Annotated in this window: 14 protein-coding genes; 8 read left to right on the plus strand and 6 right to left on the minus strand. The window is 69.1% G+C overall.

All coding sequences use genetic code 11. The annotated features are described in order from the left end of the window. The first annotated feature begins 122 nt into the window (after positions 1 to 122). The gene (locus ACZ6IE_RS08525; protein WP_464607576.1) at positions 123 to 539 is read left to right on the plus strand and encodes a hypothetical protein; all 417 of its coding nucleotides are present in this window, start codon (positions 123 to 125) and stop codon (positions 537 to 539) included. A gap of 34 nt (positions 540 to 573) precedes the next feature. Further along, positions 574 to 1,029, plus strand: coding sequence for a DNA glycosylase family protein (locus ACZ6IE_RS08530; protein WP_464607577.1), 456 nt, complete (start codon positions 574 to 576; stop codon positions 1,027 to 1,029). A gap of 7 nt (positions 1,030 to 1,036) precedes the next feature. On the opposite strand, the gene ACZ6IE_RS08535 is transcribed toward ACZ6IE_RS08530, so the two are convergent. From ACZ6IE_RS08535 to ACZ6IE_RS08545, 3 genes are all read right to left on the minus strand, one after another. Beyond that, positions 1,037 to 1,507, minus strand: a complete 471-nt coding sequence (locus ACZ6IE_RS08535; RefSeq protein ID WP_464607578.1) for a VOC family protein — start codon at positions 1,505 to 1,507, stop codon at positions 1,037 to 1,039. Between the two features lie 41 nt (positions 1,508 to 1,548). Then, positions 1,549 to 2,331, minus strand: a complete 783-nt coding sequence (locus tag ACZ6IE_RS08540; RefSeq protein ID WP_464607579.1) for an SDR family oxidoreductase — start codon at positions 2,329 to 2,331, stop codon at positions 1,549 to 1,551. 66 nt (positions 2,332 to 2,397) lie between these two features. After that, complete coding sequence (locus tag ACZ6IE_RS08545; protein WP_464608615.1) at positions 2,398 to 4,950, minus strand: DEAD/DEAH box helicase; 2,553 nt, start codon at positions 4,948 to 4,950, stop codon at positions 2,398 to 2,400. A 169-nt stretch (positions 4,951 to 5,119) separates the two neighbouring features. Between ACZ6IE_RS08545 and ACZ6IE_RS08550 the strand changes: the two genes are divergently transcribed. From ACZ6IE_RS08550 to ACZ6IE_RS08575, 6 genes are all read left to right on the plus strand, one after another. Next, positions 5,120 to 5,389 carry a putative acetyltransferase gene (locus ACZ6IE_RS08550; RefSeq protein WP_464607580.1) on the plus strand — a complete coding sequence of 90 codons (270 nt, stop codon included), beginning with the start codon at positions 5,120 to 5,122 and terminating at the stop codon, positions 5,387 to 5,389. Continuing rightward, complete coding sequence (locus ACZ6IE_RS08555) at positions 5,386 to 6,573, plus strand: MarP family serine protease (RefSeq protein ID WP_464607581.1); 1,188 nt, start codon at positions 5,386 to 5,388, stop codon at positions 6,571 to 6,573. Before ACZ6IE_RS08550 ends, ACZ6IE_RS08555 begins: the two co-directional genes overlap by 4 nt. 204 nt (positions 6,574 to 6,777) lie before the next feature. Then, complete coding sequence (locus ACZ6IE_RS08560) at positions 6,778 to 8,241, plus strand: SDR family NAD(P)-dependent oxidoreductase (protein ID WP_464608616.1); 1,464 nt, start codon at positions 6,778 to 6,780, stop codon at positions 8,239 to 8,241. 81 nt (positions 8,242 to 8,322) lie between these two features. Next, the gene (locus tag ACZ6IE_RS08565) at positions 8,323 to 9,336 is read left to right on the plus strand and encodes an LLM class flavin-dependent oxidoreductase (protein WP_464607582.1); all 1,014 of its coding nucleotides are present in this window, start codon (positions 8,323 to 8,325) and stop codon (positions 9,334 to 9,336) included. 58 nt (positions 9,337 to 9,394) lie between these two features. Continuing rightward, positions 9,395 to 9,808 (plus strand): MmcQ/YjbR family DNA-binding protein, encoded by a 414-nt coding sequence (locus tag ACZ6IE_RS08570; protein ID WP_464607583.1) that lies wholly within the window; start codon positions 9,395 to 9,397, stop codon positions 9,806 to 9,808. Positions 9,809 to 9,859: 51 nt separating this feature from the next. Beyond that, positions 9,860 to 10,759 (plus strand): oxygenase MpaB family protein, encoded by a 900-nt coding sequence (locus tag ACZ6IE_RS08575; RefSeq protein WP_464607584.1) that lies wholly within the window; start codon positions 9,860 to 9,862, stop codon positions 10,757 to 10,759. Between the two features lie 108 nt (positions 10,760 to 10,867). Here ACZ6IE_RS08575 and ACZ6IE_RS08580 read toward each other — a convergent pair whose 3' ends face one another. The 3 genes from ACZ6IE_RS08580 to ACZ6IE_RS08590 form a co-directional block, all read right to left on the minus strand. Continuing rightward, entirely contained in the window at positions 10,868 to 11,908 is a 1,041-nt protein-coding gene (locus ACZ6IE_RS08580; protein ID WP_464607585.1) for an NAD(P)-dependent alcohol dehydrogenase, read from the minus strand. A 190-nt stretch (positions 11,909 to 12,098) separates the two neighbouring features. After that, positions 12,099 to 14,579 (minus strand): alpha/beta hydrolase-fold protein, encoded by a 2,481-nt coding sequence (locus ACZ6IE_RS08585; protein WP_464607586.1) that lies wholly within the window; start codon positions 14,577 to 14,579, stop codon positions 12,099 to 12,101. Positions 14,580 to 14,630: 51 nt separating this feature from the next. Further along, positions 14,631 to 15,506, minus strand: coding sequence for an HpcH/HpaI aldolase/citrate lyase family protein (locus tag ACZ6IE_RS08590; RefSeq protein WP_464607587.1), 876 nt, complete (start codon positions 15,504 to 15,506; stop codon positions 14,631 to 14,633). Positions 15,507 to 15,512 lie beyond the last annotated feature (6 nt).

A 15,512-nucleotide genomic window follows, 5' to 3' on the forward strand; every position in this document is an offset into this window, starting at 1 on the left:
AGGCGGCACGATACGCCGGAGCGGCCGTCGGCGCTATCCCCTTTTCACGGTGCAGGCGGTGGCGTTGGATTGACCTGTGCGGCCGATCATCGTGCCGCTCCGAAACGGTATGGAGGCATGACATGAGCACGACAGACGGTTCGACGCCCGGCGTCCAGTCCCACGTTCCCGGTGAAGACGACAGCGACAGCTCGATCGGCGGCGTGGCTCCCGACGGCACGGCGCTCAGCCATGTCGACGACGACTCCCTCCCGGCCGAGGATGGCCTGAGTTCCGGCGGTGACACGGTCGCCGATGACGCCGACACCGCTGATGACGACGCCGCGGCCGCCCAGACCGATTCGGATGTCGCGGCCGATCTGAATGCCGCCGACGAAGCCGACTCCCCCGAACACCGCTCGGGAACAGGCGAGAACGACGCCGAAGACATCGACGGCCCGGGCGCCGCCGATGAAGGTGCCGCGCCGAGCGGATCCGCCGCCGAACAGGGCGACGACGCCGTGCGGGCCGCGCAGGCCAGCGCCTTCACGCACCCCTGAGCGACACCCTGAATCAACCCCGCGGAGGCCTCCGATGAGCGACAACCTGACCCCGGCCGATCTCGATATCGACCCGTCGACCGGCTCGCCCGTGCAGCTGTATCGCTGGCTGCTCGCGAGCCTGCTCTTCGGTCGACGCATCCAGCAGGAGATCGCGGCCCAGACGTACCGCACGCTCATCGACCACGGCTTCACGTCGCCCGCTCGGTTCTCGGATGTGGGACGCGAGCAATTCCGCCGCATCCTCGACGAGGGCGGCTACGCCCGCTTCGACTACATCATGACCGACGAGTTGCGGGACGTGATGCCGCGCCTGGCCGAGGAATACGGCTCGGTGCATCACCTCGTGGCGTCGTCTTCCGACCGGGATGAGTTGATCGAGCGACTGACGGCGTTCAAGGGAATCGGGCCCGTGACGGCGCGCATCTTCGCGGATGCCATGCCATCGCAGCTCTACGGCACGGCACAGCCCTCTGGCGTCAGTAGCTGAGCAGCGCTCAACCCTCGCGGGCGGCCTTCAGCAGCGCGACATCCAACTTGTCCATCTGCATCATGGCTTCCATGACCCGACCGGCTACTCCCGGACGCGGGTCGGAGAGACCGTCGTCGAGGGCGGCGGGGACCACCTGCCACGACAGGCCGAACTTGTCGACGAGCCATCCGCACCGGCTCGGCGAACCGCCGTCGGCGATGAGCGAATCCCAGATGTGGTCGATGCGTTCCTGCGTGTCGGCGCGCACGAATAACGACATGGCCGGGGTGAACTGATACATCGGCCCGCCGTTGAGGGCGTTCATCTCGAGGCCCTCGAGCACGAACGACACGGCCAGCGCCTGCCCGGCCTGCGGCGTGCCCTCTGGATAGCGCGACACGTTCGTGATGCGCGAATCGTCGAAGATCGACACGTAGAGTTCGGCGGCCTCTTCGGCGCGGCCGTCGAGCCAGAGGAACGGGCTGATGGTCTGCATGGTCGTCATGCTAGACCCCGCCCGCTCCCTCGGCTACAGCTCTAGTACTTGTAGGACTGCCCGCCGTCGATGGGGATGACGGTGGCGTTCACGAACGAGGCCTCGCCCGACAGCAGGAACGCGACGACGGCGCCGACCTCGTGCGGCTTGCCGAAACGCTTGGCCGGGTTGACGCTCACGAACTCGGTGCCGGCTTCCTCCCAGTTCACGGGGTCGATCTGCTTGAGGGATGCCTCGACCATGGGCGTCATGATGGCGCCGGGGGCGATGGCGTTGATGGTGATGCCGAACTGGCCGTATTCGATGGCCGAGTTGCGGGTCAGGCCCACGACGCCGTGCTTGGCGGCCGCGTAGCCGGACTGGTTGCCGACGCCGCGGATGCCGCCGACGGAGGCTGTGTTGACGACCGAGCCGAAGCCCTGCTCCTTCATGACCTTCAGCACGTGCTTGAGGCCGAAGAAGACGCCGTTGAGGTTGATGCCGATGACCTTGGCGAACTCGTCGCTGCCGTACTCCTCGGTCAGGTTCTGCTTGCCTTCGATGCCGGCGTTGTTGTAGAAACCGTCGATCTTGCCGAAGCGTTCGACGGTCTTCGCGACGTAGTTCTCGACATCCTCTTCTTTCGAGACGTCGGCCGTGATCGTCTCGAGCTGGGCGTCGGGTGCGACCTCGAGGATGGCCGCCTTGACGTCGTCGAGACCCTGCGCATTGAGGTCGACGAGCGAGAGCGCGCCGCCCTCGCGAACGATGTGGAGTGCGGTGGCCTTGCCGAGACCGGAGGCCGCGCCGGTGATCAGGACGACTTTGCCCTCGAACCGTGTCATGAGTGAAACCTTTCTTTTCGACATCTGTCGATTAGGTTCCAGCGTACGCCTCTTTTCGGCCGCTCGTCAGGCCCCCAGCTGCCCCACCCTGTCGATGCGCACGACCGCCACACCCTGCTCGTCCGACTCGGCCAGATCGACCGTCGCGCTGATGCCCCAGTCGTGGTCGCCCGCGGGATCCGCCAGGATCTGCCGCACGACCCAGGCACCGGGCTGCTCGTCGACCAGCAGCAACGAGGCACTGCGCGCCGCGGCATCCGTTCCGATGGGCGACAGGGGGCGGGATGACTCGGTGTCCTCGTATTCGGCGAAGAACCCGTCGAGAGCGTCGCGCCAGGCATCCGCGTCGAAACCCGAGGCGGCATCGAGTTCGCCGAGCGCCTCGTAGTCCTCGCGCGCCGCCAACTGCACGCGCCGGAACATCTCGTTGCGCACCAGCACCCGAAAAGCGCGCACGTTATTGGTGAGCCGCTTCGGCGCGGGCGGCACCACGCTGTCGGGGTCGCCCGGATCGAACGACGGGTGGATGAGCTCTTCCCACTCGTCGAGCAGACTCGAATCCACCTGCCGCACGAGCTCGCCCAGCCACTCGATGAGGTCGCGCAGCTCGTCGGTCTTCGCCTCGTCGGGGATGGTCTGACGGGCCGCCCGGAACGCGTCGGACAGGTAGCGCAGCACGAGCCCCTCCGACCGCGCGAGCTTGTAGAACGAGATGAAGTCGCCGAAGGTCATGGCGCGCTCGTACATGTCGCGCACGACCGACTTGGGACGCAACTCGAAGTCGCCGATCCAGGGCTGTGTGGCCGAGTAGGTCTCGAACATGGCGTCGAGCATCTCCTCGAGCGGCTTCGGATGCGTGATCCCCTCGAGAATCTCCATGCGCTCGTCGTATTCGATACCGTCGGCCTTCATCTGCGCCACGGCCTCGCCACGCGCCATGAACTGTTGCGCCGAGAGCACGGGTCGCGGGTCGTCGAGCGTGGCCTCGAGCACCGAGATGGTGTCGAGCGCATAGTTCTCGTTCTCGGGGTCGAGCACGTCGAAGACGGCCAGCGCGAAGGGCGAGAGCGGCTGGTTGAGCGCGAAGTTCGGCTGCAGGTCGACGGTCAGGCGGATGGTTGCACGCCCGCCATCCGGGCTCTCGATCTGTTCGACGATCTCGGCCGTGCGCAGGCTGCGATAGATCGACAGCGCCTGCCGCAGCAGGGCGAGCTGTTTGGCGCGCGGTTCGTGGTTGTCCTCGAGCAGCGTGCGCACGGTGGTGAAGACGTCGCCGCCCTGCCCGATGAGGTTGAGCATCATGGCGTGCGTGATCTGCATGCTCGATGTGAGGGTTTCGGGTTCGGCGGCGACGAGGCGCTGGAAGCTGGGCTCACCCCACGACACGAAGCCGTCCGGCGCCTTCTTGCGCACGATCTTGCGGATCTTCTTGGGGTCGTCGCCCGCCTTGGCGATGGCCTTCGCGTTCTCGGTTTCGTGCTCGGGGGCCTGCACGACGACCGTGCCGGCGGTGTCGTAACCGGCCCGGCCCGCGCGCCCCGCGATCTGGTGGAATTCGCGCGCGTTGAGCTGACGCATCCGCTGCCCGTCGTATTTGGTGAGGGCGGTCAGGAGCACCGTGCGGATGGGCACGTTGATGCCCACGCCGAGCGTGTCGGTGCCGCAGATCACGCGCAGCAAACCCTTCTGCGCCAGCTGTTCGACGAGCCGGCGGTACTTCGGCAGCATTCCCGCGTGGTGCACCCCGATTCCCGAGCGGATGAGGCGGGACAGCGTCTTGCCGAACGACGTCGTGAAGCGGAACCCCCCGATGAGGTCGGCGATGGCGTCGCGCTGTTCGCGCGTGACGACCTTGATGCTCGTCATGGCCTGCGCGCGTTCGAGGGCCGCGAGCTGCGAGAAGTGCACGATGTAGATGGGCGACTGGCCGGTCTGCAGCAGGTCTTCGACGGTCTCGTGCACGGGCGTCTTGGCGTAGTAGTAGTGCAGCGGGACGGGTCGCTCGACCCCCGTAACCGTGGCCGTCGGGCGCCCGGTGCGCGCCGTGAGGTCCTTCGCCAGCCACTCGACGTCGCCGAGCGTGGCCGACATGAGGAGGAACTGGGCCTTCGGCAGTGTGAGGAGCGGCACCTGCCAGGCCCAGCCGCGATCGGGGTCGGAGTAGAAGTGGAACTCGTCCATGACGACCTGGCCGACGTCGGCGGAGTCGCCCTGCCGAAGTGCGAGGTTGGCGAGAATCTCGGCCGTGCAGCAGATGATCGGCGCGTCGCCGTTGACCGACGAGTCACCCGTGACCATGCCCACGTTCTCGGCGCCGAAGATCTCGACCAGCGCGAAGAACTTCTCCGAGACGAGCGCCTTGATGGGGGCGGTGTAGTAGCTGCGCTTCCCCTCCGAGAGTGCCGCGAAGTGGGCGCCGATGGCGACGAGCGATTTACCCGTTCCGGTGGGGGTCGAGAGGATGACGTTGGCGCCCGTCACGATCTCGAGCACCGCTTCTTCCTGCGCCGGGTAGAGCGACAGGCCGCGGCCACCCGCCCATTCCTCGAAACGCTCGAAGACGACATCCGGGTCGTAGCTGCCGGGCAGGCGGGCCGTGAGTGTGGGCGCGGGCGGCATGGATGCTGCAGCCTGATCGTCCGCGGAATCGGCCGCGCGATCGTTCGTGGGATCGGTCGCCGAAGCGGGGACGGAGGTGGTGTCGTCGGCAGGTTCGGCGTCAGTCATGATGCTTCGATCCTGCCCTACTGTCGGGTTTCCTGTCGGACGTCTCTCCTACACTGCACTCATGCCCTCGCTCGATCCGACCGCCGAACTGCGCGCCCTCCCCCTCGGCACGCGCGTCGTCGTGCGCTGGGCGCTGCGTGACGGCATGCCAGAGGCCGACGGCATCCATCGCTATACGGATGCCTTGGGCGTGCTCTTTTCGCGTGACGACTCGGGCATCGGCGTCGAGACGACACGCGGCCCCGTGCACATCGGCTGGGGCGACGTGTTGGCCGGCAAACGCGTGCCCGAACCGCCCGCGAGGCGCCCCCGCGACAGGAGCACCACATGACCGAGACCCACTGGATCGTCGACATCCTCCTCGTGATCCTGCTCGTGTCCTATCTCGTCTACGGCTACCGGGTGGGCATTCTGCGCACGCTGTTCGGCATCGCGGGGCTCGTGCTCGGAGGCATCGCGGCGTACTTCGTGGTGCCGCTCGCGGCGACCGCCGTCCCGCCCGAGTGGCGCGTGCTCACGGTCATCGTCGTGGCCCTTCTCCTGCTGTCGCTGGGCTTCACGGCCGGCGCGACGATCGGGCGCGTGCTGAGGCGCGGCGTGCAGATCGTCAAACTCGGTTTCGTCGACCGACTGCTGGGGGCCGTCGCCAACGTGGCCGTCGCGGCGCTCGTGCTCGGCCTCATCGCGTCGCAGGTGAGCGCACTCGGCGTGCCGGCGCTCACCCAGATGACGGCGTCCTCCGCGGTCATCAAGGCCATCGACGGTCTCACGCCCGATCCGGTCAAGACGTGGCTCGCGCAGGTGCGCACGGCGGCCGTCGACGACGCGCTGCCCTGGATCACCGAGGCGCTCGGCGTGCCGAGCGAGACGCCCGATGTGCCCGATGTGGCCACCGATTCAGCCTCCCTCGCCGCCTCGGCCGATTCGGTCGTGCGCATCTCCGGCACGGCCGCCGAATGCGGGCTCGGACTCACGGGTTCGGGTTTCGTCGTGTCCGACGACCGCGTCGTCACCAACGCGCACGTGCTGGCGGGCGTCACCGACCCCGTGATCGAGGCGCCCAACGAGTTGCCGCGGCCGGGGCGTGTCGTCTACTTCGACCCGGTCGACGACCTGGCCGTCATCGCCGTCGACGATCTGGATGCGCGGCCGATCCCTCTCGGCCAGAACCTCGCCGCGGGGGCCGACGCCGTGGTCGACGGGTATCCGCACGGCGGGCCGTTCACGACGGGCCCCGCCGGGGTGCTCAGCGTGAGCTCATTGCGCGTTCCCGACATCCGCAACGAGTCGTCGAGCGACCGCAGCGTGTACACCCTGGCCGCCAACGTGCAGCCCGGCAACTCGGGCGGGCCGCTGCTCGCTACCGACGGCACGGTCGTGGGCGTCGTGTTCGCGCGTGCGACGACCGTGCAGAACGTCGGTTACGCCATGACGCTCGACGAGCTGTCGCCCGTGGCCGCGCAGGCCGCCGCGCTCGACGCCCCCGTGTCGTCGGGCGGCTGCATTCGCGAGTAGACGAGGTTCAGCGGAGTCCGCGCCCGTCACGCTCCGGGCGCACGGGTCCCACCCCACTCCGCTCGTGACGCACCCGCGAACATCAGCCGTGGCGAGTAAACTCGCCCAGTGCACGAACATGACTTGACTTCCGCTCCGGAGACCGACGAGACCACCGATCGGGGCGAATCCGACGGCGCCACTGGCCCCGTCGGCGCATCCGGCATCGACCCGGCCGATCTCGAGACCACGCTGCGCACCCTGGCGTCGCTCAACACGATCGACGACCAGCATCCCGATTTCATCGCCGTGCGCCGCGCCACCGCGAACATGTTCAAATCGGTGAAGGTGTCGCGCCGGGCCGAGAAGCGCCAGCGCATCAGCGCGGCCGACCGCGCAGTCGTCGCCGCCACGGCCACGGGCGCGCCCGACCGCATCGACGACGAGACGCGCGGCATCGAGTTGGCCATCACGGCCGCGGCCCCCACCGCGGGAACGCTGCTCAAGGCCCGCCCCTGCTACATCTGCAAGGAGCGCTACACCGAGGTCGACGCGTTCTACCACCAGCTGTGCCCGCGCTGCGCGGCGCTCAGCCACCAGAAGCGCAACGCCCGCACCGATCTCACGGGTCGCCGCGCGCTGCTCACGGGCGGCCGCGCCAAGATCGGCATGCACATCGCCCTGCGGCTGCTGCGCGACGGCGCCCACACGACCATCACGACGCGTTTTCCGCGCGACGCCGTGCGCCGATTCCAGGCCCTGCCCGACTCGGGCGAGTGGCTGCACCGCCTGCGCATCGTGGGCATCGACCTGCGCGACCCCGCCCAGGTGATCGCCCTGGCCGATTCGGTGGCCGAGCGCGGGCACCTCGACATCCTCATCAACAATGCGGCCCAGACCGTGCGCCGCTCGGCGGGCTCCTACTCGCTGCTCGCCGACGCCGAGACCGCGCCGCTGCCCGACGGCCCGCTGCCCGAGCTCGAGACGTTCGGTCACACCAACGATCAGCACCCGCTCGCCCTCGCGGCCTCGGTGGCCGGCCACCCGATCCTGGCGGGTGTCACCCCGGCGCGCCGCAGCGACGACGCCCCCGCGCTGACCCCCACCGACATCGCGACGCTCGCCATGACGGCCGGTTCGTCGAGCCTCGACAAGTTGGCCGACGGCACGGCCATCGACGCGGGCGGCCTCGTGCCCGACCTGCACGCCGTCAACTCGTGGACCCAGAACGTGGACGACGTCGACCCGCTCGAGATGCTCGAGGTGCAGCTGTGCAACACGACGGCTCCGTTCATCCTGGTCGGCCGTTTGCGCCCGTCGCTCAAGGCCTCGCCCGCCCGCCGCACCTACATCGTCAACGTCTCGGCGATGGAGGGCGTTTTCGGGCGCGGCTACAAGGGCCCCGGGCATCCCCACACCAACATGGCCAAGGCCGCGCTCAACATGCTCACGCGCACGAGCGCTAAAGAGATGCTGGATGACGGCATCCTCATGACCAGCGTCGACACCGGGTGGATCACCGACGAGCGCCCCCACCCCACCAAGGTGCGGCTGGCCGAAGAGGGTTTCCACGCGCCGCTGGATCTGGTCGACGGGGCCGCCCGTGTGTATGACCCGATCGTGCGCGGCGAGGCCGGCGAAGACCTGACCGGATGCTTCCTGAAGGATTACGAACGCTCGCAGTGGTGACGCTGCGGTCGATGTCGACCCGAAGCGATGCTTCATGCATACGCATGGAATAGATCCGGGGTAGCAGGCGCTGAGGTGGGTATGAAGAAAATCGGCTTCCTCTCGTTCGGCCACTGGCAGCCCGTGCCGGGCTCCCTCACGCGCACCGCGCAGGACGCGCTGCTGCAGAGCATCGACCTGGCCGTGGCCGCCGAAGAGATCGGCATCGACGGCGCCTTCGTGCGCGTGCACCACTTCGCGCGCCAGCTGGCCTCGCCGTATCCGCTGCTCGCCGCCATGGCCGCGCGCACCAAAACCATCGAACTCGGCACGGGTGTCATCGACATGCGTTACGAGAACGGCTTCTACGCCGCCGAAGAGGCCGCCGCCACCGACCTGATCTCGGGCGGGCGACTGCAGCTCGGCGTGAGCCGGGGATCGCCCGAGACGGCGCTCAACGGTTCGGAATCGTTCGGCTACGTGCCGGCCGACGGCCAGACCGACGCCGATCTCGCGCGCGAGCACACGGCCGACTTCCTGCGCGGACTCGAGGGCCACGGCATCGCGCCCGCGAACCCGCAGGCCACAGGAACCCGGGCACTCTTGCCCCTGACACCACAGTCCCCCGGGCTGCGCCAGCGCATCTGGTGGGGGTCGGGAACCCGCGGCACCGCCACGTGGACCGCCGAGCAGGGCATGAACCTCATGTCATCCACGCTCTTGACCGAAGACACCGGCGTGCCGTTCGGTGACCTGCAGGCCGAGCAGATCCAGCTGTTCCGGGATGCCTGGGCCACCGCCGGCTGGGACTGGGAACCGCGCGTCTCGGTGAGCCGCAGCATCCTGCCCATCACGACCGACCAGGACCGCGCCTACTTCGGCAACCTCGCCACGCGCGAACGCCAGGACCAGGTCGGCTACATCGACAACTCGATCGCGCGCTTCGGCAAGAGCTACGTCGGCGAACCCGACAAGATCGTCGAAGAGTTGCTCGGCGACGCGGCCGTCATGGCCGCCGACACGCTGCTCGTCACGGTGCCCAACCAGCTCGGCGTCGACTACAACGCGCACCTGCTCGAGACCATCGCGCGCGACATCCGCCCGGCCCTGCAGTAGCGCCGGGGTGCGCCGAAGCCGTCGGGCGAGCCCCGGCGCGCTTCGGTAGCGTGGGGGCATGGATGACGTGAGCGAGGTCGAGTTTCGACGGGCGCTGGAGGCGGCGCAGGGGGCGTGTCTCGCGTTGCCGAATGCCGTCGAGGAGTATCCGTTCGGCGAGGAGACCGCCGTGTTCAAGGTGAGCGGCAAGATGTTCGCCATGATCGGGATGACTGAGCTGCCGACGACGATCACCCTCAAAGTGATGCCCGATCACGGCGAGGCGCTCGTGCGCGATCATCCCGCCGTGCGACCCGGGTATCACATGAACAAACGTCACTGGGTGACGGTCGATCTGGCCGGCGAGGCAGATGCGACCTTCGTCGAAGACCTCATCGGCAACTCCTACGACCTCGTCGTGGCGAAGCTGCCGCGGCATGCGCGACCCGCGGTCGAGCGATCGGCGTCACTGCCGAAGAACGCACGGCGATAGGGCGCCCCACACTCCCATCCGGGTGTCAGGGGTCGGGGTTAACGTCGCCCTATGGGCACACTCACGAACGTCTGGAGATCGCATCTCCTGTCGACGCTGTCGGGCGACGACGACGGCCGCCCCTACTGGGTCGAATCGCTCGAGACGGGTGATGATGCCGGATACTTCGGGCCCGGGTCGGCGTCCTGGGCCGTGCACGGCGGCATCTCGACGATGGTCGCGGGAATTCGAGCACTGCTCATGCAGACGTTGCACCCGGGAGCCATGGCGGGCGTGCACGATTGGTCGCGTTATCAGGAAGATCCGCTCGGGCGGCTGTCGGGCACCATTCAGTGGTTGCTCACGGTGACCTACGGCGATCGGGCGCTGGCTCGGCAGGCGTCGGCTCGCGTGGGGCGCTTCCACGATCGCGTGGTCGGCACGTATGTCGACGCTCGCGGCGACGAGCGTCCGTACGCGGCGGGCGATGCCGAGCTTCTCTCGTGGGTGCACGTGGTGTTCACCGACGCGTTCCTGCGGTCGCACGAGACGTGGGGTGGCAGCATCCCGGGCGGTGCCGATCGCTATGTCGACGAGTGGGCCACCGCGGGCGAGCTGATCGGAGTGGGCGACGCGCCGCACAGCGAGGCCGAGTTGCGCGCTCAACTCGAGGCGTTTCGCGCCGCCGGCACGTTGATGGGCGGCGAACGCGTCGACGAGGCCGTGAGGTTCATTCGCAATCCGCCGCTCCGCAAGGGGATGATGCCTGCCTATCGCGTCATGTTCGCGGGCGCCGTTGCCACCATTCCTCGCGAGTATCGGCAGATGCTCGGGCTCAAGCGATCGCCGCTGCCCGTGATCACGGCGACCCGCCTCGTCTTGGCGGTCGTCCGCGTCGTGCTCGGGCCGAGCTCCACCTCAGAGCGGGCCGCCCGCAAACGGATCGCCTCGCTCCGGTCGACCGCCGTCTGACACGTCGCGGCCGGCCTGACGCAGGCTGTGAACATCCGAGCGACAAAAGCCGGCGGGGCCGTCGCATCAAACGACGACCCCACCGGGCGCGAACTGTTGAGGCTACGGTTAGCCGTTGGGCAGGATGACCGCGCGGCCGCGGATCGAGCCCTCATGCAGGCGCTCGTAGGCCTTCGGGCCCTCGTCGATGCTGTACGTCTCGATCTCGACGCTCAACTGGCCGCGACGGGCCATGTCGAGAACCTCGATGAGCTCGCCGCGCGAACCCCAATACGGCACGCGCAACGCCGCGTCGTAAGCAATGGTGCCGAAGCCGACCGAGGCCGTTCCGCCGCCGATGCCCACGATGGTGACGTCGCCGCCCGTGGCAACCGAAGCGGTCGCGATCTCGACGGTGGGCTGCACACCCACGAAGTCGAAGACGGCCTCGGCGCCCAGGCCATCCGTCAACTCTTTGATGGTGTCGACGGCGTTCTTGTCGCTCAGGATGGCGTGGTGCGCGCCGACCTCCTTTGCCAGCGCCAGCTTTTCGTCGTTGACATCGAGGGCGATCACGGTGGCGCCGGAGAGCGCGCGGATGATCTGGATGCCGACATGCCCGAGCCCGCCCGTTCCGATGACGACGGCCGTCGAACCGGCACCGAGCTTCGGCAGCGACTGCTTGATGGCGTGATACGGGGTGAGACCGGCATCCGTCAGCGAGACGTTCTTGGCGGGGTCGAGGTCGCCGAGCGGGACGAGGTGCCGCGGGTCGTCGATGAGCATGTATTCGGCCATCGAGCCGGGCGAGCCGAGGCCGGGAGGGGTGATGCCCTCGGCGGCGGCGTTGGTGCAGTAGTTCTCTTTGCCCTCGGAACAGTTGTGGCAGCGGCCGCAACCCCAGGGGCCGTAGACCGCGACGGCGTCGCCGACCGAGAGGTGCTCGACGCCTTCGCCGAGCTCGTGCACGACGCCCGTGCCCTCGTGGCCGAGCGTGAGCGGCAGTCCGTAGATGTACTCGTCCTCGGAGAGGCCCATGATGTATTCGTCGGAGTGGCAGACGCCCGCGGCCGTCACCTTCAGCAGGACCTGGCCGGGGCCCGGAACCGGTTTCGGGATGTCGACGACCTCTGGCTTCGACCCGATCTTCGTGTACTGCAACGCTTTCATCGTCATCCCTTCGGTTTCGTATATATCGGGCGCTTCGGTGAACGCCGCTCACCTTCGACGTTATCGCGGCGGGCCGTTCGATCAAACGGGTTGACGGCAGCGCGAGGCAGAGTCGAGGCCAAGGCACGGCTCCGGGAGCAGGGCCCTCAAGCGGTGGTGGCCAGGAGCGGCCGTGCGCCGGGTGGCGGGGTCAGCGAACAGTGGTTGTCAGAGGGCCGTGTGCCCGGTGACGGCGAAGCGCCAGCGCTGCTCCTGCCCCGAGCGCGAGGAGTGCGAAGGCGGCGATCTGACCGAGCTGGGCGCCCGAGAGGGCCAGGCTGCTCGCCGTTGAATTGGCTGCGGAGGCCCCGGCGCCGTTACCGTCGCCCGCGGTGCCGCCGCCTATGTCCGGTCCGCCCGGCACGGCCGGAGAGCTGGGTGTGGTCGGGGTGCTCGGCTCGCCCGGGGCCTCGGACACGGCGAACGCCACGGTCGACAGGAAGACGTCTCCCCCACCCGCGTTGGTGACGCCCTCGACCGCGCCATACGTGAGGCCCTGAATGTGAACCGAGTCGGCACCGGCCGCCGCCACGAAGAGGTTCGCCTCGTCGTACTCGTCGGCGCCGTCGCGCGCCACGCTGCCGAACTGCGTCGAGGTTCGGATGTTTCCGTCCGCCGCGAGGTCGAGCGCGAACACGTCGACGCTCCCCGCGGACGCCTGGAACCGACCGTCCGTGTGGCCGACGAGCAGCGCCGCACCGTCCGCGCCCGCGGCGAGAGCCGCCGCGCGGTCGTCGCCCGGCGTGCCGTATTGCCGAACGGCCGAGACCGATCCAGCACCATCGATGTCGGCGACGAAGGCGTCGTTGCCGCCCGCCGACGGTGCCGTCGCCAGCGCTCCGCCCGTGAAGCCGGCGGCCTGCCAGCTGCTGCCGCGTGCGAGCAGGGCGCTGACCTGATCGGACGAGTCGGTGCCGATCTGCGTGACGAAGGTCGGCCCGGCGGTCGGTTCGTCGCCGAAACCGGCCACCCAGCCATCCGTTCCGCCGTGGGCGGTTCCGCCCGGCATCGCGCCCGTGGTGACGCCACCGAGGGCCAGACGACCGTCGCCGGCTCGCGCGATGGCGAGGGACTTGTCCTCGCCGGGGCCGCCGAACTGCTGCGTGCCCGCCACGACGCCGTCGCGGCCCACGTGCACGGCCAGGGCGTCCTTGTCACCGGCCGGGGTGGCGCCGCCGACTCGGCCGGAGGTGTAACCGGCGAGGAATGCCCCGCCCGCGCCGTCTGAGGCGATCGAGTATGCCCGGTCGGCGGCACCCGGGTCGCCCGCCGTCGTCGTCCAGAGGATCGTGCCGTCGGCCGAGAGTGCGGCCGCGAGCACGTCGTCGTTCTGGGCACCGGCGTGATCGACGCGCTGATAGCCGCCCACGATCACCGAGCCATCCTCACCTTCGACGAGGCCGTAGGCACGTTCGTTGAGCGGCGACGCGATGGCCGTCGTCCACTGCACGGCGCCCGCCGACGACCGCTTCTGCACGACGATGTCGGTGCCGCCCGCCGAGCGGTGACCCCAGGCATCCCCGGCGGCCGTGATGGTTTCGACGACGCTGCCGTCGGCCAGGGTGAGGATGCCGCTCGCGCGATCGTCGCCCGCCGAACCCGTCTGCGATCCCGTGAATGGGGTGGGAGGGGTGGTCGAGAGGCGGGGGCCGATGTCGGTGAGGCCTTCGGCGAAACCGCGCGCCCAGACATCCCAATCGTGGCCGCCGTCGTAGGTGCGCATCTCGGCCGTGATGCCGGGGACGCGTTTCGCTCGGTTGTAGAGCGTTGCGGCCTCGTAGTCGAGGTCGTGGATGGCGTCTTCGGGCTTCGGGTTGGCGTATTCGTCGTCGCCGACAGCGATGAACAGGTGGACGGGCAGCGCGGGGTCGAAGGCGTCGAGCGCGGCCGGGTAGGCGAGCTCCTGGTAGCGGGCCTCGTCGTAGAGGGCGTCGCCGCGACCGTAGGCGCCGAACTCGCGCGTGGAGGAATCGACGGGTGTGCTCGGCACGTAGACGGCGGGTGACAGCACGAGCGCCGATGAGAACAGGTCCTGGTGGGTGGTCGCGAAGCGCAGGGCCCCGGCGCCGCCCATCGAGTAGCCGCCGACGGCTCGGCCCGCGCGGTCGTCGACGGTGGGGTAGGTGGCGTCGATGTGGTCGACGAGGTCGGTCGTGAACGCCGTCTCGACGGCCTGGCCGGGCGTGGTGCCGGCCGCGGTGCCGGCGTAGAGCGAATCGACGTAGTAGCTGCCGCGTCCCGACCACGGCGCGTCGGGCATGACGACGATGAGCGGCGGCACCTGCCCGTCGGCGATCATCGAGTCGAGTTTCGGGGCGACCTGCTGCCACGCCGCCTGCGTGTCGCCGCGGCCGTGCAGCAGGTAGAGCGTCGGGTAGCGCATCGCGGCATCTGCGTCGTAACCGGCGGGCAGGTAGGTCGTGTAGTCGATGCCGCCCGTCACGGTGTCGGTGTCGACGTGGCCGGGGACGAGCTGGCTGGTGGGCGCGGCGGCGGTTCTCGTCAGGCCGAACGACGGCGCGGCGGGCGGGGTCGCGCTCGTGACAGCCGTTGCCGATGACGTGCCGGCTAGGGCGAGCGCGCCGGCTAGGGCGAGCCCGGTGGCGAGGGTGACGGATGATTTCCACGACATTGTGGCTCCTGAGGATTCGGTTGTGAGGTGGGGCGATCTGGCGGTGCGGAATCAGGTGACGGCGGCGGTGGCGTTCTTCCGCGCGAGGATGCTGCGGGCCCGGCCGATCATGGCGGGGTCGACCATCTCGCCGCTCGCGAGCGTCGTCACTCCCCCGTCGCGCATGGCCTCGAGCACCTGTTCGGCCCACACGACCTCGGCGGGCTCGGGGCGGAAAGCGCTCGCGATGACGGCCAACTGACTCGGATGGATGGCCACCCGCCCGAGCCATCCCCGGGTCGCCCCGTCGGCCGTGTCGGCGCGCAAACCCGCCTGGTCGCGGATATCGGGGTAGGCGGACATCATGGGCGCATCGAGACCGGCGGCGCGGGCAGCGAACAGCACACGCGTGCGGGCGTAGGCGATGACATCCGGATGCCGGGTGGCGAGGTCGCTCGCGAGATCCGACTCCCCCAGGGCCGAACGGGTCACCGCGGGGTGCGAGGCGATCTCGAGGGCACGTTCGACGCCCAGAGCCGTCTCGAGGATGGCCGTCACGGCGATGTGCTGGCCAGAGCGCGGGCTGACGTCCTCCAGCAGGTGGATGACTCGATCAACGTCCGAGGCCGCCTCGACTTTCGGCAGCCTGACCTCGACCGGGCGCGCGGCCCCGTCGGGCTGCAAGAACGGGGCGATGGCGGCGAGGTCGTCGGCGAGGAACGGGCCTGCGTTCACCCGCACCTGGATGAGCGTCTCGTCGCGGAGACCCGCGCTCCGCTCGGCCAACGCCGCCACGATCGCCTCGCGCGCCTCGGCCTTCTGCGCCACCGGCACGGCATCCTCCAGGTCGAGGATGACGAGGTCGGCGCCCGAGGTGAGGGCCCGCTCGAAGCGATCGGAACGGTGGCCGGGCACATACAGACCCGTGATCGGCGGAAAGTCGGACATCCGGTC

The organism is Okibacterium sp. AC114 (assembly GCF_979253355.1).